This window comes from Mycolicibacter algericus DSM 45454 (assembly GCF_002086455.1).
GTDB lineage: Bacteria > Actinomycetota > Actinomycetes > Mycobacteriales > Mycobacteriaceae > Mycobacterium > Mycobacterium algericum.
This window is the reverse complement of record NZ_MVHC01000008.1, coordinates 1-25,333: the sequence shown is the minus strand read 5'-3', so window position 1 is coordinate 25,333 and position 25,333 is coordinate 1. Positions and strand designations below refer to the sequence as shown.

The following is a 25,333-nucleotide window of genomic DNA, read 5'->3' as shown; positions in this document are numbered from 1 at the left end:
ATTCAGCCGGCCGCTCCACACCAAGTCAAACCCCGAGGAACGAAAGGCGATGGGACACGGTGACCTTCGACGAACTACTAGAACTCCTCGGCTACACCGACACCGAACACGTCGGAATCTGCCACCAACTCGAAGGCCACTTCAACACCGCGGTCCTACCATCGAACGCCGCCACCGCCTACGTCAGCAATCTCCCCGACACCGCTGACATCTGGTACCAGGTGAACCCCACCAGCGGCCCGGTGCGCACCAACGCGGGGCGCGGGACCGCCGACGCTGTCACCCGCCTGGCAGCCCTCTGGTGCGATCTCGACGTCAAGCCCGGCGGCTGCGACACCCTCACCGTCGCCGAGCAGATCATCGACGACCTCGCCCAGATCCTCGGCACCCGACCATCAGTCGTCATCGCATCCGGGCACGGGCTGCAGCCCTACTGGCCCATCGACGACGCCCCCATCACCGAAACCTTCACGGTCGCCGACGCGGCCGCACTGCTGCACCGCTGGGGCCGCCTCGTCGCGCTTGTCGCTGACCGCCGCGGCGCTCAGGTCGACAACGTCTACGACCTCCCCCGCATCCTGCGCGTACCCGGCACGATCAACAACAAGACCACCCCCGTGCCGGTCACCGCGGCCGCGACCGGCGGCGGGCCCTTGACCGTCGATGAGGTCGACGAACGCCTCAACGAAGCCGGCATCTACCACGAACCCGACCCGCGCGGCACCGGTAGCGAGGTCATCGCCCCGCCGGGCGCCTGGGCGTGGGGCACCCCAGGCATGTGCACCTACATGCCCACCGTCATCGCCGGCTGGAAAACCGACGCCCCCACCTCCCGACACCCCTGGCTCGTCTCCCAAGCCGTCCGGCTGGCCGCAGCCCACCGCAACGGCTGCCTCACCGCCGACCAGCACCGCGACGCCGAAAAAGTGCTCTGCGACCGCTTCCGACACCTCTGCACCACCGGCGGCGACCAAGCCCGCAAACCAGGCCCCTACGAGATCGCCGCAGCACTCGCGTTCGGCCGCGACCGCGTCGCCACCATGACCGACGCACGGCTCGCCGACGAACTCGGCCACCACACCCACCTCGACCAGCTCGCCGGCGGCATCAACATCACCACCACCACCCCACCCGCACCGCCGTCGAACGTCACCCCACTGCCCACCAACACCGGCAGTCCCGCGACCCCGGCCACCGACAACGCCGAACTGGCCACCGTCACACCGATCACCAAGACACAGACCGTCACGCTGACCGACAGCGGCAACGCCGGCCTACTCGTCGCCAACTGCGCAGACCGGCTGCGCTACTGCCCCGAGCTCGGCCGTTGGCTGTCCTGGGACACCCAACGCTGGGAGGTCGCCGTCGACGACGGCCAAGTCATCACTGCCGCCCACACCGTCATCGAATCGATCGACACCACCGGCGACCAGGCCACCGCCAAGCACAAGATCAAGAGCCTGTCGAAGACCGGCCTGGAGGCCATGGTGGCACTCGCACGCCGCAACCCCGCCATGCGCATCACCCGCGACCGCCTCGACGCCGACCCCTACCTCCTCAACACCCCGAGCGGCGTCATCGACCTGCGCACCGCAACGCTCACCCCGCACACGCCGCACGGCTGGCACACCAAGATCACCGGCGCCGCCTACGACCGTGATCTACCGGCGCCACGCTGGCACCAGTTCCTGCACACCACCTTCGGCGGCGACGACGAACTCATCCGCTACGTCCAACGCCTCGCCGGCTATGCAGCCATCGGCGAAGTCACCCACCACGTTCTACCGTTCCTGTTCGGCGCCGGCCAGAACGGCAAAAGCGTGCTCCTCGACGTCCTGGTCGACGTCCTCGGCGACTACGCACTCACCGCACCAGCCAACTTCCTTCTCGCCGGCCAGACCAAACACGAGACCGAAATCGCCCGCCTTAACGGTGCCCGCCTCGTCGTTTGCTCCGAAGTCAACCAAGAATCCCGATTCGACGAAGCCAAAATTAAATCGTTGACCGGCGGCGACAAAATCACAGGCCGATTCATGCGGCAAGACTTTTTCGACTTCACCCCCAGCCACACTCTATTTCTCGCCGGAAACCACCAGCCCCAAGTATCCGCCGGCGGAAAATCGTTCTGGCGACGCCTACGACTGATTCCATTCCGCCACGAAGTCCCAGCAGAGCAGCGTAACGAGAACCTGGCCCGCGAGCTCGTCGACCACGAAGGCCCCGCCATTCTCGCCTGGATCACCGCCGGCACCGTCGACATGCTCACCGGCGGCCTCGACGAACCCAGCTCGGTCGCCGCCGCCACAGGGGAGTACGAGGAGCAAGAGGACGCGCTGAAGCGGTTCCTCGACGAATGCTGCCACCTCGGCGGCGGCATCACCGTCAAAACCAAGACCAGCGTCGTGCTCGCCCGCTATCAGCGCTGGGCGCGCGAGAACGGCGAGACGGAGATGGGCGCGAAGGTGCTCAGCCGCGAGTTAGCCAACCGCTTCGGCATCCGATCTGTGGCCAGCAACGGTGTGCGCTTCTACAACAGCGTGGCGCTGGTTTCCGAGGAGAGCGAGCAACGATGGAACGACTGAACAGGATCGTGCTCAAGATCGTGCTGCCCCTCAGAGAACCCTCAAGAACAGAACGATCAGCACGATTTCAGCACGATCTTGAAACCCCTAATCGTGCTGTCCTTTACGCAGATCAGGCGGCAAAAAGAACGATTAGCACGATTATTTTTAAGTTAACTTCCATGCGAGATAGCAAATATGGTGCGACCTGCGGTTTCGCCACCCCGGCACGTTTCCTGGAGCTGATAGAGCGAAAAGATCGTGCTAATCGTGCTGCCGGCCATCCCAGCAAACAGCGCGGCGGCCGCCATGCCTAAAACCGAACGGCGCCGCCGCAGCCCTCAACACCTCATCACCACCGAACTCGCAGACAGTTGCTGCCGCCACTGCCGAGCGCCCATCTGGGAGGGGTATTGCGGTGGCGAGAAGACCCGCATCGACCCCACGCCCATCACCCGCGACGCCGAACTCGGCGCCACCCTCGCCGACATCCCCACCTACCAAATCCCCGCCAGCTACACACGCCGGCCAACTCGCCGCACCCAATGGAACATCCACCGCTGGCCCCCCGGCAACGCCACCATCCACGCCGACCACCAATGCGGCCGCGTTTGGCCGGCCGCCTGCATCGACCCACGACCCAACCTCCACACGCCAACAGCAGCTGATCCGCTCAACGCCGACGGCACCCTGTTCGAGCCCCCACCGCCCTTCTAAACCGCGCAGAGAAAGAGAATCCGAACATTGATTTCATTCTTCGTTCCCGGAAAACCAGCACCCCAAGGCAGTAAAAGACACGTCGGACGCGGAATACTCATCGAATCAAGCAAAGAAGCAGGACCCTGGCGCGAACGCATCGCCCTGGCCGCATTCGCAGCGATGGCCGGCCGCCCAATATTCACCGGGGCGATAGACGTGACACTCAACTTCGTGCTGCCCCGACCGAAATCCACCCCCAAAACCCGCACACCCGCGGCGACAAAGCGCCCCGACTTGGACAAGCTCGAACGGGCCTGCCTCGACGCGCTCACCAACGTCGTGTTCGGCGACGACTCCCAGGTGATCAGCCTGACCGGCTACAAGCGCATCGCCCAGATCGGCGAAACGGCCGGCGTCCACATCCAGATCGAGGCGGACGCATGACCACCTGCAAGCGCGGACCTGCTGACGACGAGCATCAGGGGGCGTGAGCGATGGCAATGGACTTCTTCCTGGACCGCAAGTCCCAACGCGACCTGCGCGCCAAGCTGGCCACCGTGCCGCAGCTCGTCGAGGACCTGGCGGTGACGATCACGCGCCAGGCGAAGATCCAGCCGTCCGGCATCGGCAAGCTGCACCGCGTCAAGCCTGAATCCAAGCTGCCGTACCACGTCGGCGCGGTCGATGCTGCTGACGAGTTGCATAACGCGCTCGTCACGTGGGTGCGATTTGTGTGCGAGCACCGCCAGATCCGCTACACGGGCCGCGAGGACATGATTTCGCTCTCCGCATGGCTGCGGCGCAACATGGTGCCGTTGGCGCTCACGCCGGGCAGCGAGGACGCGGGAATCGACATCGCTGCACGGATCGACGCCTGCTACCGCTGCGTGGACCTGCCGCCGGACGACGAGATCGTGATCGACAGGGCGCGCGTGCGTGAAGCCAACCGCAGCGTCGTCACCCTAGCCACCATCGACCCGATCGCCTGCCGCCTGGGTGAGATGGGCAAGGGGCTCAACCGTGACCGCCTGCGACTGCTGGCTAGGCATGGCGACATCCGCCCCGTCGGCGCCGACTCAGACACTGGCACGAAGTTCTACCGCCTGGGCGATGTGCTGCACGCGCACTTCGCCCGCAACCGTCGAGGCGCGAAGTGACACGCCGTGACGAATGTGCTTGACAGCTTGTCCCATACCTCACCGGTAGGCTGTCGCCTACGGCGCGACTATGTGCCGCCGCAGACGCCACCGGGAACCGCCAGCGCGACCGGTGGCGTTTCGCATTCCCACCCCACAGCCCACCGGGGAGCAACCATGCCCAAAGCCACCGACCGCGCCGCGCTCGTCGACCTCATCGAGAACGCACTTACTACCGAGCTCGTCCACCCCGGCACCGGCGACGGACCAGTCGCCCTGCCGCTGCCGATGTTCCGCAACAGCACCATGCCCGGCGAAATGGCCCGCCACTTCGCCGAAGAGGCCGGCCTTCCGCACGCCAACGCCGCCAAGCTCGTCGCCGAAGCACTGGTGGACCTGCTGGCAAGCGCCGGCGAAACCGGTACAGCAGCAGCCGGCACGCCGGCCAAGGCCGCGACGTCCAGCCCGCCGGCCACCCGGCCACCGCGACGGCACCCCGTCGCACCACCAGCCGCGGCACCCGAACCACCCCCGACCGCCCCCGACCGCCAGGCCGCCGGCCCCATCACCGCCACCGTCAACGGCGAAACCGTCATGACCGACCTCGCCGACCTGCAGAAGTTCTCTGCCGACGTACAACCCGGATCCCGGCCACCCTTCTGGAAGAAGATCCTGATCATGGCGGCCCTCGAAGGCGTCACCCGGCAAGCCTTCCGCCGCATCGACATCACCACCGACGACGACGGCGGATTCACCATGCGAGCAAGCGTCAATGACGAGGCAGCGCAAGCCAACATCAGCTGAGCGCGGATACGGCGGCGCACACAAGCGCCTCCGCAAGAAGCTCGAACCGTTCGTCCTCGCCGGCAAAGTCAACTGCTGGCGATGCGGCGAACCCATCAAAGCCGACGAACCCTGGGACCTCGGCCACGACGACAACGACCGCAGCATCTACCGCGGCCCCGAACACGCACTCCGCTGCAACCGCGCCGCCGCCGGGCGCAAGGCCCAACGACGGCGGGCAGCGGCCAAACATCCCGGCGCCGACGGAACCCGCGACTGGTGACCCTCATCGTCGTCACCGGACCACCCGCCGCCGGCAAGACCACCTGGATGCGCCAGCACGCCAAGCCCGGCGACATCACCATCGACTACGACCAGCTCGCCGCCGCGCTCACACCCACCGACCGCGACACCTGGACCCAACCAGCCCACGTCCGCACCGTCGCCCGCGCCGCACGCACCGCAGCGATCGACGCAGCCATGCGACTCACAGCCGACCACAACGTCTACCTCATCCACTCCCAACCCAGCCCCGCCGACCTGGACCGATACCAGCGCGCCGGCGCCCGCATCGTCACCGTCGATCCCGGCCGCGCGATTGTCCTCGCCCGATGCAAAAACGAACGCCCCTGGCAGATGGCCCAAGCCGCCAAGCAGTGGTACGAGCAGCGCGCCGGGAGCCAGTCGGCCCCGGAGGCGGTCAGCGGATCAGCCGACGCGACCCGCAGCTGGTGACCGGACACCCCCCCGAAAAGACTCTGACCTGCAGAAACGCCCATCGCCGAGCCTCTGACCGGCGAAAACGCAGCTCGGAGGGGGGTGGGGGGTCGATCGAGGCAGGAGGCCACCGTCGACCCACGCGCTCATCAGGCGATCTATCTACCACGATTTCCACACCAACACACCATCCGCGATACATGCTCTGAAAATCGCTAAATGCACTGCGACACAACAGCTTTCAATATCATTGAATCTATTGGGCTGCAACGCATTTGCGCGGGGCTAAAAATCATGCGTGAGCTGCGCTGATGTGCTGTTTTCGTCTCTGGTCTGCAACGAACGCGAAAAATCGCGCCATCAACCTGTCGAGGAGGTCGCTGTGGCTGCACCCGCCAAGCGCACCCTGCGATCGGTCAAGCCCGACGAGAAACCGGTACGCAAACGCGCGCTCAACGTCGCCCAGGCCGCCAAGACCGGCGATCAACTGGCTCTGCTGATCGCACTGCGCGATCGGATCGCCCGAGAGATTGCCGCGCTGGACTGTCCACCGCGAGACCTGGCGTCGTTGTCGAGGAAGCTGATCGAGATCGGCAAGGAGATCGAGGCGATCAAGCTGCGTAAGAAGCAGCTCGACGACGAGACCAACGACGACATCGATGACAGCTGGGACGAAGAAGCTCTCTGAGGTCGCGCGGCATGTCGTCAAGCCGTCGAAGATTGCCTCGACGGGCTGGCCGGCGGTTGAGAAGACCTGTCGCGACAAGCTCGGTATCGAGTTCGACGAGTGGCAGCGTGGCGCCGGTCGTCTGATCCTGGCCAAGCGCAAGGACGGCACCTTGGCGGCGACGGTCGGCGGTGTCGGCATGTCTCTGCCGCGGCAGGTCGGCAAGACCTATCTGCTGGCCGGGATGGTGTTCGGTCTGTGCGTCGACAACCCGGGGCTGTTGTTCATCTGGTCGGCGCACCACGCCCGTACGCACGGTGAGACGTTCCTGGCCATGCAGGCATTCGCCAGCAAGACGAAGGTCGCACCGTTCATCGAGCAGGTGTTCAAGGGCTCCGGTGACGAGGAGATCCGGTTCGTCAACGGATCCAGGATCTTGTTCGGGGCCCGGGAGCGCGGGTTCGGCCGGGGCATCCCCGGTGTCGACGGTCTGATCGCGGATGAGGCACAGATCCTGTCTGACAAGGCGCAAGAGAACATGCTCGCGACGATGAACACTTCGTCGTTCGGGCTGCATGTGTACGTCGGTACGCCGCCGAAGCCGGAGGATGCGTCCGAGGCATTCACGCGGATGCGCACGGAGGCACTGTCGGGCACCTCCGATGATCTGGCGTGGATCGAGTGCGGCGCCGACCCGGACGCCGACCCCGACGATCGATCGCAATACCCGGTGATGAACCCCTCGCACCCGCACCGCACCCCGTTGGTGTCGATCCTGCGGCTGCGAAAGAAGCTCACCCTTGCGGGCTTCCTGCGCGAAGCGATGGGGATCTGGCCGGTCACCGGCGGCGGCCTGATCGGCGATACCGAGTGGTCGGAGCTGGCCGACCCGGGGTCGAGCCCAGTCGATCCAGTGTCGTTCGGGGTGTACGTCAACAAGACGCAGACGCATGCTGCGATCGCGGTGGCCGGCTACCGCGAGGACGGACTGATCCACCTGGGCATCGTCCCGGCTGAATCTGGCTCCGATGCCACCTCGCTGCCCGGGATGGGCTGGATCGTCGACCGGGTCTCGGAACTGGTGTCGAAGTGGTCGCCGTGTGCGGTCGTGATTGATGAACGCTCATCGGCCGGCGCTCTGATTGAGGATCTGCGTGCGGTCAAGGTCGACGTCGCGACGACGAACTCGGCGGCGATGGCCAACGCCTGCGGCAAGTTCTATTCCGCGGTCAAGGAGAAGCAGCTGCGGCACCTGGGGTCGATGGCACTGCAGACGTCGGTGTGCTCAGGAAAGCAGCGTGACCTGGCTGATGCGTGGGCGTGGGATCGCAAGGACCGCAATAGCGACATCACTCAGCTGGTGGCGGTGACGTTGGCGCTGCACGGATTGATGGCGTTCGGCCGGCCGGAGACTGTCGAGGTTTGGGAACCGTTGTGGACGTGAGGAGTGTGATGGACCCGACGCGGATTGTGGTTGTTGTGGCCATTGCGCTGGTTGCGTTGTCGATCGGCCTGGTGGTGGCTGGTGTTGCTGTTCTGGCCGGTGCTGGTTGGGCGTTGGTGGCCGCTGGTGGCCTGCTGGGCGGCTCGACTGTCGGTGCTGCATGGGTGCTGTTGCGTGAGGTCGGCGCCCCGTCGTGAGGCTGATTGACCAGCTCGCGGGCGGGCGGGTGGCCGGCACTGCGCGGGACATGAGCATCGATGACTACGCGCATCAGCTCAACCAGTTCAACGCGGGCTTCGGCTACCAGCCGTACGGGCTGCAGCAGACGCTGACCCAGCAGCAGGTTGAGCTGCCGGCCAACACGCTGGAGGCGTTCACCCGCGGCGCGTTCGCGTCCAACGGCGTGGTGTTCGCCTGCATGGCGGTTCGGCAACTGGTGTTCTCGTCGGTGCGGTTCCAGTGGCAGCGCCTACGTGATGGCTCGCCGTCGGACACGTTCGGCAACCTGGACCTCGGATTGCTTGAGCGGCCGTGGGTAGGTGGAACGACCCAAGACTTGCTGTCGCGGATGATTCAGGACGCGGACCTGGCGGGTAATTCGTACTGGGTGCGTGAAGGCCCGGGTGGTGGCCGGCCGTCCGATGACATGCTCGGCGCGTCGCTGGTGCGGCTGCGGCCTGACTGGGTGCAGATCGTCGGTAAGCCGCGCATGATGGCCGGCGGCCAGGTCAGCTACCACAAGATCGGCTACCTGTACTGGGAGCGCGGAGTTGGGCAGGGTGAACCGGTAGCGTTCCGGGCCAGTCAGGTCGCGCACTTCGCCCCGATCCCGGATCCGCTGGCTGAGTTCACGGGCATGTCGTGGCTGACTCCGGTGCTTCGGGAGATCGCTGCCGACCAGGCGATGACGCAACACCAGCGCAACTACCTCACCAACGGCGCGACCCCGAACATCATCATCAAGCACTCGCCTGCAGCCGACCGTGACGCGATCATCAAGTGGGCCAAAGAGCTTGAGGCCGGGCATGCTGGCGCCGAGAACGCCGGCAAGACGCTGCACCTGTATCCGGGGGCGGATCTCACGGTGGCCGGGTCGAACTTCAAGGACATGGATTTCGACAATGTGCGCGCCGGTGGCGAGGTGCGTATCGCCGCGGCGGCAGGGGTGCCTCCGGTGATCGTCGGGCTCAGTAAGGGTCTGGATTCGGCGACGTACAGCAACTATGGCCAGGCCCGGCGCCGTCTCGCGGACGGTACCGCGCATCCGTTGTGGCAGAACATGGCCGGGTCGCTCGAGCTGATCATGAGCCCGCCGAGCCCTGATGTGCGGTTGTGGTACGACGCGTCCGGTGTTCCGTTCCTGCGGGAGGACGAGAAGGACGCCGCGGACATTCAGAAGACGCGCGCCGAGACGATCAACACGTTGATCACCGCCGGGTATGAGCCGGGGTCGGTGGTTGCTGCCGTGGAGGCCAACGACTTCCGGCTGCTGAATCACTCCGGATTGATGAGCGTGCAGCTGCAGAAGCCCGGCGCCCAAGACGGCTCACCGGAAGGGAATACCTGATGAGCAGTAAGAAGCACGCACGGTCTGATCTGTGCCGGTTCGTGGAGTTCGAGCGCGCTGATGGCGATATCAACGGTGACGGTCGGACGTTCCGCGGGTACGGCGCGGTGTTCAATTCGCCGACGCGGATCGACTCCTGGGAGGGCCGGTTCGATGAGCAGTTCGCCCCGAGCGCGTTCCGCAAGACGATCCGTGAGAACACGCCCAAGTTTCAGTTCGACCACGGCCGCCACCCCCTGATCGGGTCGGTGCCCATCGGTGTGATCACCAGCATTGCCGAGGACGAGCGCGGCCTCGATGTTCAGGCGCGGCTGGGGCAACACCTGTTCATCGACTTCATCCAGGAGGCCCTGTCGACCGGTGCCATCAATGGCATGTCGATCCGGTTCTCTGTGGTGCGTGAGGAGTGGCGTGACGCCACCGGGAGCGTGGTTCCTGCCGATGAGGTCGACGAGCGACTGTGGAATGGCCGGCGCGGTGACGACGAGCCGCTGCTACGAACCATTCTGGAGGCCAAGCTCACCGAGGTTGGCCCGGTGGTGTGGCCGGCGTACACCGACACCACTGCCGGGGTCCGCAGTGCTGAGCCGGTGACGATCGACCCGGCCCGGCTTGATGAGCCCGAGCAGCGCCGCCTGCTCGCTGAACTTCTGCTCCGATCGGAGCAGATCGCCCAGCAGGGCGATTCGTCTGACGACGAGCCGCAAGACACCACTGACGTGGGCGTTGAGCACTCGGAGGATGACACCGGCACGCCGCCCGGCACCACTGAGGATGACGGGCACGAGTCGGAAACCCCCGAAGAACATCCCGCACCGACCGACGACGTGGACGCCGCGCGCGCAGCCGAAGAAGAACGGCTGTTCGCCGATGCCTTGGCTGAGGTCGCCAACCTGCGGGACTCAACACCTCCCATGAAAGGAATCTGATCGTGGCTGTCGAATTGACCCACAAGCAGGCCGTCAACCGTGAGCGCGACATCCAGGATGAGCTGGAACGCCTCAAGGCCAAGGCGGACAAGACCCCCGAGGACACCAAGCAGGTGACCGTCCTGCTCGACGAGTTCCGCGAGGTGCACAAGCACCGCCTGGACCTGGAACACGATGCCGCGCTGGCTGAGATCCGGTCGGCGATCACCAACGATCCCGTCTCCGTCGAGCGGGGCACCGCCGCGCCCCGCGTGGTTGACACCGAACGTGCCGGCGGCCCGTCGGCGCCGAGTCTGGGTGGCAAGTTCCGGAATCCGTGGGACACCTCCACGGTGCGGTTCGGGCAGCCCGGCGCTGAGGTGGAGATGCGGCACCGTGCTGAGGATGCGGTCGAGCGCATGTCGTTCGCTGACGACAAGGTGCGTGAGGTGTCGGCCCAGCTGGTCGGCAACGACGAGTCGATGCGGACCGCCGAGATGGTGCTGGCGACCACCAGCCCCGACTACAGTCGTGCGTTCGCTAAGATCGTGCGGCACAACGGTCAGGTTGCTGCGCTGAGTCGTGAAGAGCAGGATGCCTTGCAGCGCAGCATGGCGATCGGCACCGGTTCGGCTGGTGGCTATCTGGTGCCCTTCCAGCTCGACCCGGCTGTCATCCTGACCGCCGCGGGTAGCTTCAACCAGGTGCGTCAGATCTCGCGGGTGGTGCAGTCGGTCAGCGGCACGTGGCATGGCGTGTCGTCGGCCGGCGTGACCGGTTCGTGGGATGCCGAGGCCACCGAGGTGTCGGATGACTCGCCGACTCTGGCGCAGCCGACGATCACCGCCGGCAAGGGTCAGGTGTTCGTGGAAGCCTCGTTTGAGGCGGTGCAGGATGCCAGCAACTTGGCGCAGGAGCTCGCCACCATGATGGCCTTCGAGAAGGACCGGATGGAGTCGGTGGCGTTCGTCACCGGGTCGGGCAGTGGCCAGCCCAAGGGTGTCATCACCGCCTTGGCTGACGTGGGCACGTCGGTGGTGGAAACCGCCGCTGCGTCGACCCTGGCGCTGGCCGACGTGTACAAGCTGGACGAGTCGCTGCCCGCGCGTTGGGCGGCGAACGGTTCCTGGCTGGCGCACCGGGCGATCTACAACAAGCTGCGGCAGTTCGACACTGCCGGCGGTGCTGCCCTGTGGGGTCACCTGGACGAGGCGCGCAAGCGCGACCTGTTGGGTCGGCCGAACTACGTAGCGGAGGCCATGGCCTCGACGGTGGTCGACAGCGCCAACGTGTTGGTGTTCGGTGACTTCTCCAACTACGTCATCGCTGACCGGATCGGGACCACCATCGAGTACATCCCGAACCTGTTCGGCGCCAACGGTCGACCGACCGGCAAGCGCGGATGGCTGACCCACTTCCGGGTGGGTGCGGATGTGGTCAACCCGGCCGCGTTCCGCCTGCTGCAGATCCAGGACGCGTAGCACTGGCCGGTGGCGGGGCCGCCCTGAACGGGCGCCCCGCCACCGCTACGCCACCGCACCCCCAACCCCTTGGAGGCACCATGCAGCACCGATGCGTAGGCGGGTTCACCTACCGGGACCGCGTGATCGCGGGCGGAGCGCTGATCGAAGACGGCGACCCGATCCTGGCCACCCACGCCGACCACTTCGTCGCGGTCGCCGAGCCGTCGACACCTGGCGGCGAGACCGCCAGCACTGACCGCCGCCGGTCACGCAATGAACGGCGAGGGGCCGCAGGGCGGCCCGTCGAGAAGAACGCCAGTGAGCAGCAGGACGCCCCCGAGATGACACTCCTCGGCGGCGGCGGCGCCGGCGAGGCGGGCGCCGAAGGCGATGACAGCCCCTAGTAGTCATGCCGAGCTGACCGCCTTCGACATCGAGACCTACACGCGCGGCCGGCTCAAGGACGATGAGTCGACCGAGCAGCTTCTTGCTGCCGCGCTGGTGTCGGCTCGTCGGTGGTGCGGCTGGCACGTCAGCCCCGTGCGGGTCGACGACGAGCTCGAGGTTGACGGCCCAGGGGCGCGTGTGCTGTCCCTGCCGACCATGCGCCTGCTGTCTGTCAAGGAGATTGACGACGACGGCCAGGTCTATGGCCCTGACGAGCTGCGTTTCTCACGGTCCTGGGGCACGGTCGCCAAGCGCAACCGGATGCGCTGGTCATCGGGGCTCGGCGCGGTCAGGGCAGTCGTGACGCACGGCTACACCGACGATCAGGCGGCCGACTTCCGGCTGGGTGTGATGCGCCTGGTCGACCTGATGTCGCGTGAGCTCACCGACCCGAAGCGGGAGAGCGCGGACATGATCGGCAAGCGTGTCGATGATGTCGAACGCTCATGGTCGGCCACGTCGGGCGGGGCTGCCGGTCTGACGCTTGGCGTGTCGCTGATCAGCAATCACCAGCGCCTCGCCGCCATCTTTGCTCCGTTCCAGATCATCCCGTCGCCATGAGCCTCGGGAACCGCACGGTCACGTTCGTGAAGGTCGGCAAGGCCGACCAGCCTGGCTATCTCGGCGTGACTGACAGGAAGGACCGCCCGCGCTCGCCGTTCCCTCCGGTGCGGGGATGCCACCTGCGGCCGATGTCGGCCACAGAGAGCGATTCCACCCACGTCGAAACCGGCATGTGGAAACTCACCGCGCCGCCGGCCGCCGCCGCGTTGGCGATGAACGCTCCCGACGAGTTTGTGGCAGACGGGGTGACCTACCTGGTCGAGGGTGCGGCGATGCCGAAGTACGACACCGACGGGACCGTGGACCACGTGACGATCATCGGGAAGCTGCAGGAGGGCTAGATGGCATCGAACCCCCTTGCCCGACTCGGCGTTTCCGATGCAGAACTGGCTGAGGCGATCCGCTCGTCTGCTGAGGTGCAGGCCGAGAAGAAGCGCGTGGCCCAGCAGATGGTCGAGTATGCCAAGTCGATCTCTCCGGTGGATACCGGCAGTTACGCCGCGAAGTGGAAGGTCGAGACCAAGAAGGGCCGCACGCGGGTCGTCAACCGCAGTCGCCGCGCCCACCTGATCGAGTACGGCACCGGCCCTGACAGCAAGGGCGGGGAACGCTACGTGCCGCGGGCCGGGGTGGAGCTCGGCGAGAACACGCCGACACCGGCCTTCGCTGTCGGTGAGAAGACGGCGAACAAGTTCGGCGGAACCCTCAAGGGCGTCGACGTCGAATGACCGTCGAGCTGCTCGATGAAGAAGCGCCCGACGAAACCGACTTCGTCATCTGCTGGCTGGCCCCGCTACTACGGGCCGGGACAATCCGCGATTCCGCGGACGAATTCCCGTTTGCTGCGGTGCAGCGCGTTGCTGGCGGCGATGACCCTGACGAGTGCCTGGATGAGCCGGTTGTCCAGGTCGACATTCTCGCCGAGGGTGTGCAGGCAGCGAAGTTGATTGCGCGCCAGGTGGATCGGCGCATGAAGTTGCTGGGACGCAAGCAGCCCGACGTGATCATGTCCGACGGGCGTATCGCCAATGCGGACTACTTCCTGACGTTGCAGAAGCCGATCCCGATGCCCTACAAGAACGAGCTTGTCGAGCGGCTCGTGGCCCGCTACCAGCTCGGATTGTCCTACGCCACCGCCTGATTCAGGCACGTCTGTTTCCACAGCCCAACTCGCAGCACCTCACCGCCGGCGGCTCGTCGGTTCATTCACCATGAAAGGAAACCGTCACCATGGCGCGACCCTCAACCGGAGTCTCTTTTGACGTCGGCCAGTTCCACCGCCCCAACCCGGCCCTACTGATCCGTGGTCGCCTGATCGCGGTCATGGTCCGGGACGCCCGTGGCCCCGCCACCAACATGTCGCCGCACAACCCGAACGGCAGCGTGAACTTCTCCCCACTCGCCGAGGATGGGCAGTTGCGCTCAGACCTGCTGATCGACTCAGCTGGAGACAATGAGGGCTTCCGGCTGGTCGGCCCGGTGCACAAGGGTGATGGGCCGCGGAAGACGGCAACGATCGAGACCGACGACTACGAGACCGAGCAGGACATCTACCCGTACGACACGACCATCACCAAGCTGGAGGAGACGTTCAAGTTCACGCCGTCGGATTCGGCGTCGGATGTGGTGCGTCGTCTGCGGCATGAACTGCCGCTGTCGTTGCCCAACGGTGCGCCGATTGTGGGTCAGGAGGGCCGCGCGGATGCGTTCTACGCGAAGCCGCTCGGCGGTGGGCAGGTTGACCGCCAGTTCCTGCTGGTGATCGTGCGCAAGCTCAACGGCAAGGAGCTGGTGTGCGTTGACGGCTATCCGTTGGCGCGGCGGTCGAACATGGGCGAGTCGGCGTTCAGCGCGACCGATGGTGAGGCTCCCGAGTTGGAGTTCAAGCCGCTTCCGGACCCGTCGTTCATGGCGATGCAGGACGGTGTCTATCAGCCGTCGCTCGGTGGCACGTGGATCGGTGGGCCGCTGTGGGAGTCACTGGCCAGCACCCCGGAGACCAACGAATACATCGTTGACCTCGGTGGCGCGACCGGCGGCGATTTCGTCCTGACGTTCGGTGGCGAGACCACTGATGCCATCAGCGCGAGCGCCAGCACGCCGACGGCTATGGGCGTCAAGAGCGCCCTGGTTGCGCTGGATGACGGCTACAAGGCCAGCGACTGGACCGTCACCGGATCCAACGGCGGGCCGTTCACTGTCATCACTCCCGGCGGTCCGCTGACCGGCAACGGCAGCGGCCTCGTCGGCGGAACTGGCCTGGAGATCACTCCGGCCTGATCACACGATCCCCGGAGTGGCGCGGGTGTCGGGCTGTGAGGCCCGCGCCGCTCCGGCCACCAACCCCCAACAGCCCATTTCGCAGCCGCCACAGCCCTGAGAGGACACCAAGCAGCCCATGTCTAACGAGATTCCCGCCGAGGTCATCGACCGGCACACCGCGCACGCCGAGGAAGCCCGCGAGCAGGCCGACGAGTACGACAGCCTGCTGCGCGGCGACATCATCTACGGCGCCAACGGGGAACCGTTCGAGGTGCCGCACCGCGACCTGTTCAGCAACGCCCAGCAACGCCGCTGGGATGCCATGCTGGCCGAGCGCCAGGACTACGACCGTGAGGACGACATCACGGCATCTGACGGCACAGTGATCCGCCGCGGCGACATCCTGACCCCATTCCGCAAGAACAAGAAACTGGTCAAGAGCCAGATTCACCCGAGCGAGCTCGCGACCGACGCCGAGCAGCAAGCCATTGCGATCTGGGGCCTCGACGAGGCCAAGCGCGCCGACAAGGCCGGTGTGGTGTTCAACGAGATACCGGTGGCGTTCGCCAAGCAGGCCCGCCGGATCCGAAAGTGGCGTGAGGCCGACTCCAAAAGTGCCGATCGCGATAGCGGTGTGGCGGCAGCAGCCGACAGCGATTGAGGCTGAGCTATCTGACCGCGGCCACGACATAGCCGACTGGCATCAGGGCCGCATGTCCAGCAGGAAACTGCTTGTCCTGCTGGAGCATTCATCGGAGAACGGCCCGTATCGGCGTGCTGTGAGTGGCGGCGATTGGCCGACGTGGATGCAGATGCTCAAGGAGATCCATAAAGAGGCGGCGCTCAGCAGGGCGTCTCGATACGCCGGCACTCGGTACGAGTATCAGCCGCAGGTGTTCGTCTCGCCGGTTGAGCGTGCTGAACAAGAGGCGGCTGACGCCGCTGATGATCAATTCCAGGCCGACGCCTACGCGAAGGTTCTTGCTCAGATCACCGGAGGGAGGGTGGCGTAGATGGTTGTTGCTATCCCTGTTGGCGCGAAAGCTGATGAGTCGTCGTTCAAGTCGGTTGCCGATCAGGTCGAGAAGGTGTTCTCGGAGCTGGGCGGCAAGATCGGCAAGGATCTGTCCGGCAGTCTCGTTGACGGGTTCAGCTCCGGGGAGAAGTCTGCTCGCCAGTCTGCGGAGAAGGTCGTCAAGTCCTACGACAAGGTTGCTGATGCGACGGGCCGGGTCAGGACGATTCAGGAGCAGTACAACGCTGCCTTGGACTCTGGGAACACCACGCGCATCGTGCGGGAGACCGAGCGGCTGGAGGCGGCGCGGCGCAAGGAATCTGCGGCGATCCGGCAGACGATCAACGACCTGAAGGACTACGAGGACTCGGCCCGCAAGGCGTCTGGCGCGTTCGAGACCGGATTCAGTAGCGGGTTCAGTCGGTCTCGGATCGGCGGTTTCTTCTCGGACCTGAAGTCGGAAGCGGAGTCGTCAGGCTCGATGGCCGGCGTGCTGGCCGGGCGGGCGATGGGCGCCGGCATCACCGCCGGGCTGGCCGCGGCCACCGCTGGTGTTGCCGCGGTGATCGGCGGTGTCGGCTACACCCTGACCAAGGGGTTCGAACGGCTCAAGAACATCGACCAGGCCGAATCCAAACTGAAAGCGCTTGGACACACTGGCTCCGAGGTCAAGAAGATCATGACCGATGCCGAGGCGTCGGTGAAGGGAACCGCGTTCAGCCTGGACGCCGCGGTCGGTGCGGCCGCGTCCTCGGTTGCGGCCGGCGTCAATCCCGGCGCTGACCTGACCACGTACCTGACCACGATCGGTGACACCGCAGCGGTCGCCAAGGTGTCATTCGATGACATGGCGTCGATCTTCAACAAGGTGCAGGCCAACGGGCGCGCATTCACCAGCGAGCTACAGCAGTTGTCCGACAAGGGCATTCCCATCTTCACCTATCTGCAGAAGGCCACCGGCCTGGCGGGCGATGAGTTCACCAAGTTCGTCAAGAAGGGCGGGGTCGACGCACGCCTATTCCGCACCGTTCTGGAGCAGGAACTCGGCGGGTCAGCCTTGAAGATGGGCGAATCGTTCTCCGGCGCAATGGACAACCTCGGGGCCGCTATCGGCCGCCTCGGCGCTGCTGCACTCGCGGCCCCGTTTGATAGCGCCGCCGGCCTGATTGGTGCGCTGACCGGCAAGCTCGACCAGATGACCGCCTGGATGAAGGCCAACCAGGGCGCGGTCATTGACTTCTGGTCGACGGTCGCCAACATCACGGTCACGTCCCTGGACATCGTCAACACCAGCATCTCGGGCACCATGACCATGATCGGTGGCCTGCTGCGGGCGATGGCGGGCGTCGACAAGTTCCTCAACCGCATTCCCGGCATGGGCGGCAACGAGGCCGAGGCGGCGAAGCTCGACCAGTGGGCCGACTCGGTATTCCGGATCCGCGACGGGTTCGACCAGGCCGGCGTGAAGATCGACGGCTTCAAGGATTCGATCAAGGATTGGGCTGAGCAGGGCAAGATGTCGGCCCGGTTCGGTGACGCCCTCGGCGGCACGACCGCCGAGGTGGTCGACCGCGACGTGGTCGTTGGCCCGCTGCCGCAGGGTCCGGGTGGCCCAGCGGAGAAGCTCGCCGGCATGGGGTTCGGTCTAGAGCAGTTGGGCGACGGGCGAACCCGAATCGTTCCGCGCACCACTGACGCGAACGCGATGCTGGACGCCTGGAAGCGCAAGCAGGGCGGGGATAGTGCCGCGATGCGGGCCGGCGTGGCTGGTGGCGCGCCGATCGCTATCGCTGGCGGCGACGGTGGCGGCGGCAAGGCGGGCAAGGAACCGCCCCCCTACTTCGATCCGTCGTTGTGGTCGTTGGCGGCTATTCCGGTGCCCGGCACCAGTGTGGGGCCGACCGATAACACGTCGATCCTCAATGCGAGGACCCGCGTTGAAGAGGCGCGGCTGCGGCTGTTGGAGCTTGAGGCTAAGGGCAATGTCGCGCAGTCGACGATGGTGTCGGCGAAGAACAATGTATTGCAGGCTGAGCGGGCGTTGCGGGATGCCGAGCTGAAGGCCGCGGAGGCGCATCAGAAGGCGTTGCAGCGTCATACCGGGGCGTTGGAGTCCATCGGTGCGCAGATCGATCAGGACTTCGGCATCTCCAAGGGCCTGCCGGGGATCGCGGAGAACCTGACCAAGTTCCTGGCGAACCTGGCGCTGGCGCCGGCGCTCGGGGCGTTGCAGGCCATCGCCGGGCCCGTTCGCGGCGTTGGTGGCGGCATGGTGATGCCGCAGGGCATGGCCGCCGCAGGGATTGGCGGCTTCCCGATGGGCGGCTACGGCGGGAATGTGGCGGCGATGATGGCGCTGGCGCAATCAGCTTCCGGCCGCACCAAGTACGGTCCCGCATCTGATCTGGTGAATGGGCTGGCGGACTGCTCGGGTTCGATCTCGGATCTGGTGGAGATGCTGCAGACCGGCAAGACCACACCGGGCCGGCTGTTCACGACCACCAACTTCGCCAGCGATGAGGAGGCGGCGAAGCTCGGGTTCCGGCCTGGCTATATGCCGGGTGCTCTGAATGTCGGCGTCAACCCGTATCCGGGCCAGTCCGGGCACATGGCGGCCACCCTGCCGAACGGGGTCCACTTCGAGGGCGGGGGCGCGACCGGCGGCGGGGCCCAGTATGGCGGCAATGCGGCCGGCGCGGACGATCCGCAGTTTGAGCGGCGTTACCACATGCCTGTCGGCCCGCCGTCGAGCATCGGCTACAGCGGCGGTGGCGGGTATGGCATGGCGGGCCTACCCGGCATGGCGTTGTCCTCGACGCCGCCGGCTGCGTCGGTGATCGGTGGCGACGGTGCGATGCTGCCTGGCCTGGTGCCGGGTGCGGGGCAGGGCCTGGCCACTGCGGCGATCGGGCCGGGCGGTGTGCCCATGCCGGCGCCGATCGGGATTGCCGGCGCCGGCGGTGGGAGCATGGCCCCGGTCGGCCTGGACCCCTCAGTCGGCGCCGGTGGTGAAGGCTTCCAAGGCCTCAGTGGGCTACCGATGGACGCCTTGATGACCGCGGCCTCGATGTCACCGATACCAGGAACGGGAATCGCAGCCCAGATCGCGATCAAGGAAATCAACCGGGCGATCGCCTTCGGCGGCCAGATGGCCGGTATCGGCGTCTCCGGGCTGCTGAACACGTTCCTGCCACGCGAGTCCCCGCTGGCCGATGTTGGCAACTCGTGGCTTGGGCGGATCGCCTCCGGGTTCGCGGGGGCGCGCCCGGCCGGTAACAACATGGCCGGCCAGTCGACCATGCCCAACCCCGACGACGCCCGCGGCAAGCAGCAGCCCGGACAGCAGGGGCAGGGCGGCAACACGATCAACAACGAGATCACCCTGAACAACAACAACGCCACCGAGGACGCCCAGGGCAAAGACCTGACACACCATCTCAGCCAGCAGTACGCGAGGCCGGGACCGCGATGACGGTCACGACCTATCCCGCGGGCCCCATAACACCCCACGGGCAGTACTACCGTGACTCCGGCCGCTACCCGACGGTGCACCTGGCCTCCCACGACGGCAGTGTCGAGTTCTATCTCCATGGCGGCGAGTCGATTCCGTGGCCCGACCGCCCCGAGGTCGTGCGACTCACCAAGGGTGGCATCAAGAGCCTGATCGCGCCGTGGAAGATCGTCGGCCAGAAGGGCGCCACCGAAGACGGCGAAACCTTCATCGACGCCCTCCACGACCCGGCCGAGCTCGAGCTCACCGTGGAAGCGATCGCTCGGGATCCGCGCCGCCTGCAGTCGCTGGTCGCCGAGCTGCTGGGGTCGATCGACAAGAAGCGCACCAGCCCCCTGACCGTCGTCAGCCCCACCGGGGAGCGTTGGTGGTCTGGCGTGCGGTGGAACAAGACCCCGGCCGAGCCATTCAGTTGGGGCGAGTCCCGCAAGCAGAAGCTGACACTGCGCCTGCGGATCGACGGCGCGCTCTGGCGCAGCGAGGCGGACATTTCCGGGCTGGGCTTCCAGTACGACCGCCACATCGACGAGTTCGACTACACCGTGCTCGAGGTCGGCGTTGACGAGGGCTGGGATGTGGCCTACGTCGGCGGCCACGGTGGGCATGTCTCTACCTCGGGCGGCGAGCTGATCTGGACGCCGCCGACCAATCCGGAGTGGCTGGCCGAGGAGCGCTCGGGCATCATGCGCCACCGGACTCACCGGGCCGCCGACGACGACATGATCGCGGAGCTGCTGCTCGGCGGCTACGGCACAGGGCTGCCGTTCCCCGGCAACGCGGCCAATGGCATCTGGGCTCGCATGAACAACTCGGGCACGCCGGGCCAGGACGGCATCCGGGCACTGGTCGAGTTGCATCAGGTACGCCTGACGAAGTTCGTTGGTGGCAGTGAGTTTCCGCTGACTGGCGCGGCGCTGGACGTCCAGCCGCAGAACGGTGACCTGTTCGAGCTGATCTGCGCGGGCAGTACGTACACGGTGCGCCGCAACGGCCGCGTCATCCTGACCCATCTCGACACGGGTCCGCAGAACGTCGGCCCGAACTATCGGTCGGCCGGCCTGGAGATGCACGCCGGGGCAACGATCCTGTGGATGGCGACCACCCCGGCGCCGGTCGCCCGGTGGGCACTGTCATCGAACAACACCGCACCCCAGGCGGGCCAGATCCAGTGCCTCAACATCGGCTCCGAGCCGATGTACCGCACGTACACACTCGTCGGGCCCGGCACCTTCAATATCGGGGTTGCGCCCGGATCTGACGACATGATCAGCATGGGTCCGCTGCTGGAGAACCAGGTGGTCTACCTGCGGACTGACCCGCGCAAGACCACCATCACTGACTTGACTGCGAAGCCGCCGACGCCGCAGCAGCTCAACGACTGGCAGCAGGCCGTCAAGGACTTCCTCGACTTCGCTACCGGCGGCAACGCACCCCCGCTGATGCACGCGCTGGCGTCGCAGTTCGGGATTCAGCCGCCTCAGGGCAACCTGTACAGCCTGCTGAAGGGCCGGTTCGGCACCGACTCCGCGATTCCGCCGGCGCCGGTCTCCGGCGAGGCGCAGCCCTACTACATCAACGCGTCGATCACCGACGGTGACGCGAATTCGCAACTGATCTCCACCGGCATCCCTCTACGGCAGTACCCGCTGCGATGACCAACACGCTGACCCCCGTCGAGTGGAACGCGATCGTCGACGGCGGCGACCCGGCCGCCATCTCGCAGGCTGCGGCCACCCTGGCCGACGCGCAAGAGGCCGACGACCTTGAGTTCGCATTCACGGTCACTGACCACCTGTGGATGCCGAAGGGCAACCCCGGCACCGATCTGATGGAAGCGTCCGGCACAGACCCCCGCAATGATGTCGGGTCGGCGCGGCTGAAGCTCAAGGGCGACAGCGTCCTCATCGAGCACCTCATGGGCTGCCGCAACACCCTGGTCGGGGTCATCTGCGAAGTCGCCGGCCTGCGCTACGCCTACTACGTCGACACCCACGAGTACATGTATCAGGATGCCGCGTGGACATCGACGTCCAACTGCCTCAGCATCTACGACACCCTGAATTACATGCTGATCTGGCCGATGTGGTGGATGCCGATCGCCGCGCAGATCTTCTCCCACGCCGTGTTCATCGGCCCCATCGTGACCGTGATCGAAACAATGATCGCCCAGTGCGCGTTGCGGATTCAGTCCGGTTGGGGCGACTTCGTCAACGCTGTCACATCCCTGAACTTCGATACTCAGGCGTGGTCGGCGGCAATGATGTTGTCGAACGGGAACATTGAGCAGATGCTCAAGACGCCCATCTACGTGGTGCGCACGAATCCGTTCTTGGACACCAGTCCGCAGGTCGCCAAGACGGTGCGCATGCAGTCGGTTGGGCAGGTGATCAAGGACATTTCCGGCCCTTACGGTGTCGACGTGGACGTGGCCCTGTGGCTGCCGGGCGATGATCAGCCCGACGAGTTCGCGAACCTCGACCAGCCGACCTATGTGGTGCGGGTGCGCGACCGCTCCCAGGTCGAGGGGCCGACGAAAACGGTTCTGGACTCAGCGATCCGAACCGTGGTGGACCTGCAGGGCTCCCTGCTTGGCAATGCCCTGGACCCGCTGCTGAATCCGCGCGGCGATTACGCGCCGCCGGGGGTGTTCACCGCGCCGGCGTTGGGCGTGAACTATGTGCAGCCGTGGGCGATCCTTGAAGCCCCGGACAGTGGCCAGGATGGCGCGATCATCAAATGCAACATCGTGGATCACACCCCGAAGGGCTGGCGGCACATCATCGGTGGCAAGTCACCGAAGTGGTTGACGGATGCCATCAACGCTGCTTTTTCCTGGCTTATCGACAGTGCCTCAATACTTCTCGGGTTCACGGGAATCCCATCGAACCTGATGGACGGGTTCCTGGCGGACAGCTTTCTGGCGTTTCAGATGCTCGACAACTACCGGCGGCGTGCTGATGCCGGCCCCTACCATCCGGCCATGGAGGTGCTCACCCCGACTTCGGGCACGTACGACGTGGAAGCGCTGTACGCCTACATCAATGCGCTGTGGGAGAGCAGGGGGCACACGTCGGGGACTGTGGTGTTCCGCAATGGGCATCCGCTGAAGTTGGGGCGTGACATCTTCCGCGGCTCGCTGATGAGCCTGGTGTACATGCGGCGCACGAAGATGCTCACCAACTACGTCGAAAACATCATGTGGCGGATCACGCCTCGGGAGCGGGAGATTACCGCGCAGATCGGCGACGGCAAGGCCAGCGAGCCACCGTTGGCGAAGCATCAACGGCATATCACTGGAGTCATGGAGGCTATCAACGTGTTGACCCTGGCGCCGCGGACGTGATGCCGTGAGCAGCCCAGAGCCGCCGGAATTGCCGGACTACTACCAGATTCCGCGCGAAGAGACCGGCATCAACATTCGGCCCTCGGGCAGCCAGGAGGGCATGGGGCAGCCGCCGTTCGAGGATCTGTTCACTGAGCAGATTTCGCGGGTGCTCGGTGAGATTCGGCAGTTCTTCATTGACTGGCCGGCGCACATCAAGGCGGGCCTGGATACTGTCATTGACTGGTTGCAGACGGTCGCGGACCTGCAACTGGAGTGGTTGCGGTCGCTGCTGCACAAGATCGTCGATACCACGGCCGCGGTGTTCGATGTGTCGTCGTGGGTGGCGTTCCTGGACACGGCGATCACGTCGGCGGCGAATCTGGTTGCGGATTCGTTTGCGACGGTGTTCGACTGGATCGCATCACTGCTGCACGGCGCGGTTCGGTTCGCTGAGAACGCTTGCAATCTCGACCTGACCTGGCTGCACAACGTGATCGATGACCTACTCGGGTGGTCGACGGTTCACGTCGAACTGTCGTCGCAGGAAGATTTCATCGACGGTATCAATGACGGTGGGTTTTGGAACAACATTGTCGACTGGATGCTCGGCGGTAGCGGCTCCTGGCTGGACGATGCGATCCACGCGATCACCAACCCGATCAACAGCTTCTTTGACGATGTGCGTCGGTTCATCAATCAGATGATTGAGCCGTGGCGTATAGGCTATTTCGACACGAACTGGGCGTGGGTTGCGTCGTTGACGACGCCGACCGCCGCACTGCCGGGTGGTGCCGATCCGGTGCTGACTCCGGGCACTAACGATGGCGACGGTGGCGCGCTGGCTCCGGGTGTGAATACCGCGATCCCGGCGGCCCCGACGAATGTGTCGGCGATTCCGTTCTGGGACATTCTGGTTTCTGGCTTCCCGGCGGGCAATATCACGTATGCGATTGCTGCGGTGAAGTCCGGGGTTGAGGGTCCGGCCACGCACGTCAAAACGTTTGTGGGGACGCTGTTTCCGCCGAACTCGTCAACGCATGTCGACTTGCGGTGGGATGCAGTGTCGGGCGCTTCGTCGTACCGCGTCTACCGGAAGGTGGACGGGACGTATCAGGCGACCGGCTGGCGGTTGGTGGCTTCGCCTGCGTCTAATGGCACGCTGCTGGCCCCGGTGGTGGATAGCACGCCGCGGTCGGGTGGCACGGTTGCGGCACCGAAGACGGATGCGGAGCTGGCCGCGCAGGCTGTCGGCGAGCAGATCGACGTGGTCGATACGAAGGCGGTCCAGGCGCAGGCCAAGGCAGATGGATTCTCTGCCGGCACCGAGCTGGTGCACCTCAATTCGGTGCCGGATCTGCCGGGCAGCAAGATCGTCACCCCGGTACCGCCCCGCAATCTGCAGGTGCTGCCATCCGGCCACGTCGCCGCGAGTGCGCCGGAACTGCTGTACGCGCCCAATTTCGGCGCGGCCTATGGCGTTGGCGACGACCGCACCACGTTCTCCGATGGGGTGTGCGAGGTCGAGGCGGTTGGCGGCCGTGTGCAGGCCGTGTACGGCAATGCGGTAGGTTGCGGTGTCGGGCAACTGATCACCTTCATGATGGACATCGAGTGGGAAGATCTGGTTTTTGAGTCCCGCGTCACCGACACCCCGGTGCGAATGCAGGTGGTGGCGTACTTCGATGGCCGTCCGGTTCAGGTGCTGACCCTGGCCAGCATCGTGCCGACGACCGGAACGGGCGGGCTGCCGGAGCCTTTGCGACAGATGGTGCAGATCGGCAACGGCGTCAACGGGATCGCGCTGCGGATGATCGTGGGAGGCGGGGCGACGGCAGGGCTGGTGCGGTACACAGCGCCGTCGGTCCGGCAGGCGACACGCATCGCGTCGGAAGCCATCGCACAGGTCGACTTCCAGATCGTCACCAGCCCGATCAACAACGCCGCCGCTCAGGGCGGGGCGTCCGTGGGATCCGCGATCCAAGAGACGTGGGACACGATGCACGCGGCTCTCGGCGGTGACGGCGGGGCGGGCAAGACCCCGGCGGATGTCGCGGGGCTGCTGACCGTCATCAACCAGACGGCGGTCCAGGCGCTGGCCAACTCCAACGCCAACGACCAGGCCATCATCAACCTCACGGCCTCACTCAACTCTGCGATCGACGCCATCACGACGCTGCAGCAGAAGGTGGCGGTCCTGGAGTCGCAGGCTGCCGTCGCCTCGCCTCCCACGATCATCCGCAGCGCGATCCCGTTGACGCCGTTGC

General features: G+C 65.8%; 25 protein-coding genes and 1 pseudogene. All 26 read left to right on the top strand.

The window, feature by feature from the left end; translation table 11 throughout:
- The first annotated feature begins 59 nt into the window (after window positions 1-59).
- Window positions 60-2,582, top strand: coding sequence for a DNA primase family protein (locus tag BST10_RS10185; RefSeq protein ID WP_083037677.1), 2,523 nt, complete (start codon window positions 60-62; stop codon window positions 2,580-2,582).
- Window positions 2,570-2,878 carry a hypothetical protein gene (locus tag BST10_RS22945; protein WP_133054417.1) on the top strand — a complete coding sequence of 103 codons (309 nt, stop codon included), beginning with the start codon at window positions 2,570-2,572 and terminating at the stop codon, window positions 2,876-2,878. The genes BST10_RS10185 and BST10_RS22945 overlap by 13 nt, the downstream gene beginning before the upstream one ends.
- Window positions 2,871-3,278 carry a hypothetical protein gene (locus BST10_RS10180; protein WP_133054416.1) on the top strand — a complete coding sequence of 136 codons (408 nt, stop codon included), beginning with the start codon at window positions 2,871-2,873 and terminating at the stop codon, window positions 3,276-3,278. Before BST10_RS22945 ends, BST10_RS10180 begins: the two co-directional genes overlap by 8 nt.
- Before the next feature lie 27 nt (window positions 3,279-3,305).
- A complete protein-coding gene (locus BST10_RS10175) occupies window positions 3,306-3,704 on the top strand; it encodes a RusA family crossover junction endodeoxyribonuclease (protein ID WP_083037675.1) in 399 nt (132 codons plus the stop codon).
- Between the two features lie 56 nt (window positions 3,705-3,760).
- Window positions 3,761-4,417, top strand: coding sequence for a hypothetical protein (locus BST10_RS23775; protein WP_235673691.1), 657 nt, complete (start codon window positions 3,761-3,763; stop codon window positions 4,415-4,417).
- Window positions 4,418-4,573: 156 nt separating this feature from the next.
- Window positions 4,574-5,200 carry a hypothetical protein gene (locus BST10_RS10160; RefSeq protein WP_083037674.1) on the top strand — a complete coding sequence of 209 codons (627 nt, stop codon included), beginning with the start codon at window positions 4,574-4,576 and terminating at the stop codon, window positions 5,198-5,200.
- Entirely contained in the window at window positions 5,169-5,462 is a 294-nt protein-coding gene (locus tag BST10_RS10155; RefSeq protein WP_083037673.1) for a hypothetical protein, read from the top strand. Before BST10_RS10160 ends, BST10_RS10155 begins: the two co-directional genes overlap by 32 nt.
- Window positions 5,459-5,914, top strand: coding sequence for an AAA family ATPase (locus BST10_RS10150; RefSeq protein ID WP_083037672.1), 456 nt, complete (start codon window positions 5,459-5,461; stop codon window positions 5,912-5,914). Before BST10_RS10155 ends, BST10_RS10150 begins: the two co-directional genes overlap by 4 nt.
- A gap of 364 nt (window positions 5,915-6,278) precedes the next feature.
- On the top strand, window positions 6,279-6,584 hold the full coding sequence (locus tag BST10_RS10145; RefSeq protein WP_109559472.1) for a hypothetical protein: 306 nt from the start codon (window positions 6,279-6,281) through the stop codon (window positions 6,582-6,584).
- Window positions 6,556-8,007: a terminase large subunit domain-containing protein gene (locus BST10_RS10140; protein ID WP_083037670.1), complete on the top strand. Its 1,452-nt coding sequence runs from the start codon at window positions 6,556-6,558 to the stop codon at window positions 8,005-8,007. The genes BST10_RS10145 and BST10_RS10140 overlap by 29 nt, the downstream gene beginning before the upstream one ends.
- Window positions 8,008-8,042: 35 nt before the next feature.
- Window positions 8,043-8,204 (top strand): hypothetical protein, encoded by a 162-nt coding sequence (locus tag BST10_RS10135; RefSeq protein ID WP_207567902.1) that lies wholly within the window; start codon window positions 8,043-8,045, stop codon window positions 8,202-8,204.
- Entirely contained in the window at window positions 8,201-9,574 is a 1,374-nt protein-coding gene (locus BST10_RS10130) for a phage portal protein (RefSeq protein WP_083037669.1), read from the top strand. The genes BST10_RS10135 and BST10_RS10130 overlap by 4 nt, the downstream gene beginning before the upstream one ends.
- Window positions 9,574-10,503 (top strand): HK97 family phage prohead protease, encoded by a 930-nt coding sequence (locus BST10_RS10125; protein WP_083037668.1) that lies wholly within the window; start codon window positions 9,574-9,576, stop codon window positions 10,501-10,503. Before BST10_RS10130 ends, BST10_RS10125 begins: the two co-directional genes overlap by 1 nt.
- 2 nt (window positions 10,504-10,505) lie before the next feature.
- Window positions 10,506-11,963, top strand: coding sequence for a phage major capsid protein (locus BST10_RS10120; protein WP_083037667.1), 1,458 nt, complete (start codon window positions 10,506-10,508; stop codon window positions 11,961-11,963).
- Window positions 11,964-12,043: 80 nt separating this feature from the next.
- Window positions 12,044-12,349: a hypothetical protein gene (locus BST10_RS10115; protein WP_083037666.1), complete on the top strand. Its 306-nt coding sequence runs from the start codon at window positions 12,044-12,046 to the stop codon at window positions 12,347-12,349.
- On the top strand, window positions 12,336-12,953 hold the full coding sequence (locus BST10_RS10110) for a hypothetical protein (protein ID WP_205277358.1): 618 nt from the start codon (window positions 12,336-12,338) through the stop codon (window positions 12,951-12,953). Before BST10_RS10115 ends, BST10_RS10110 begins: the two co-directional genes overlap by 14 nt.
- On the top strand, window positions 12,950-13,297 hold the full coding sequence (locus BST10_RS10105; protein ID WP_083037665.1) for a hypothetical protein: 348 nt from the start codon (window positions 12,950-12,952) through the stop codon (window positions 13,295-13,297). Before BST10_RS10110 ends, BST10_RS10105 begins: the two co-directional genes overlap by 4 nt.
- Window positions 13,298-13,684, top strand: a complete 387-nt coding sequence (locus BST10_RS10100; protein WP_083037664.1) for an HK97 gp10 family phage protein — start codon at window positions 13,298-13,300, stop codon at window positions 13,682-13,684.
- Entirely contained in the window at window positions 13,681-14,097 is a 417-nt protein-coding gene (locus BST10_RS10095) for a hypothetical protein (RefSeq protein WP_083037663.1), read from the top strand. Before BST10_RS10100 ends, BST10_RS10095 begins: the two co-directional genes overlap by 4 nt.
- Before the next feature lie 89 nt (window positions 14,098-14,186).
- Window positions 14,187-15,236 carry a hypothetical protein gene (locus tag BST10_RS10090; protein WP_083037662.1) on the top strand — a complete coding sequence of 350 codons (1,050 nt, stop codon included), beginning with the start codon at window positions 14,187-14,189 and terminating at the stop codon, window positions 15,234-15,236.
- Window positions 15,237-15,354: 118 nt separating this feature from the next.
- The gene (locus BST10_RS10085) at window positions 15,355-15,879 is read left to right on the top strand and encodes a hypothetical protein (protein WP_083037661.1); all 525 of its coding nucleotides are present in this window, start codon (window positions 15,355-15,357) and stop codon (window positions 15,877-15,879) included.
- A complete protein-coding gene (locus BST10_RS10080; RefSeq protein WP_242665665.1) occupies window positions 15,833-16,231 on the top strand; it encodes a hypothetical protein in 399 nt (132 codons plus the stop codon). Before BST10_RS10085 ends, BST10_RS10080 begins: the two co-directional genes overlap by 47 nt.
- Window positions 16,232-19,705, top strand: coding sequence for a tape measure protein (locus BST10_RS10075; protein WP_083037660.1), 3,474 nt, complete (start codon window positions 16,232-16,234; stop codon window positions 19,703-19,705).
- Complete coding sequence (locus tag BST10_RS10070) at window positions 19,702-21,399, top strand: DUF7257 domain-containing protein (protein WP_133054415.1); 1,698 nt, start codon at window positions 19,702-19,704, stop codon at window positions 21,397-21,399. The genes BST10_RS10075 and BST10_RS10070 overlap by 4 nt, the downstream gene beginning before the upstream one ends.
- Window positions 21,396-23,087 (top strand): Gp37-like protein, encoded by a 1,692-nt coding sequence (locus BST10_RS10065; protein WP_083037658.1) that lies wholly within the window; start codon window positions 21,396-21,398, stop codon window positions 23,085-23,087. The genes BST10_RS10070 and BST10_RS10065 overlap by 4 nt, the downstream gene beginning before the upstream one ends.
- 4 nt (window positions 23,088-23,091) lie before the next feature.
- Window positions 23,092-25,333: pseudogene (locus tag BST10_RS10060) on the top strand (hypothetical protein); the annotation flags it as partial.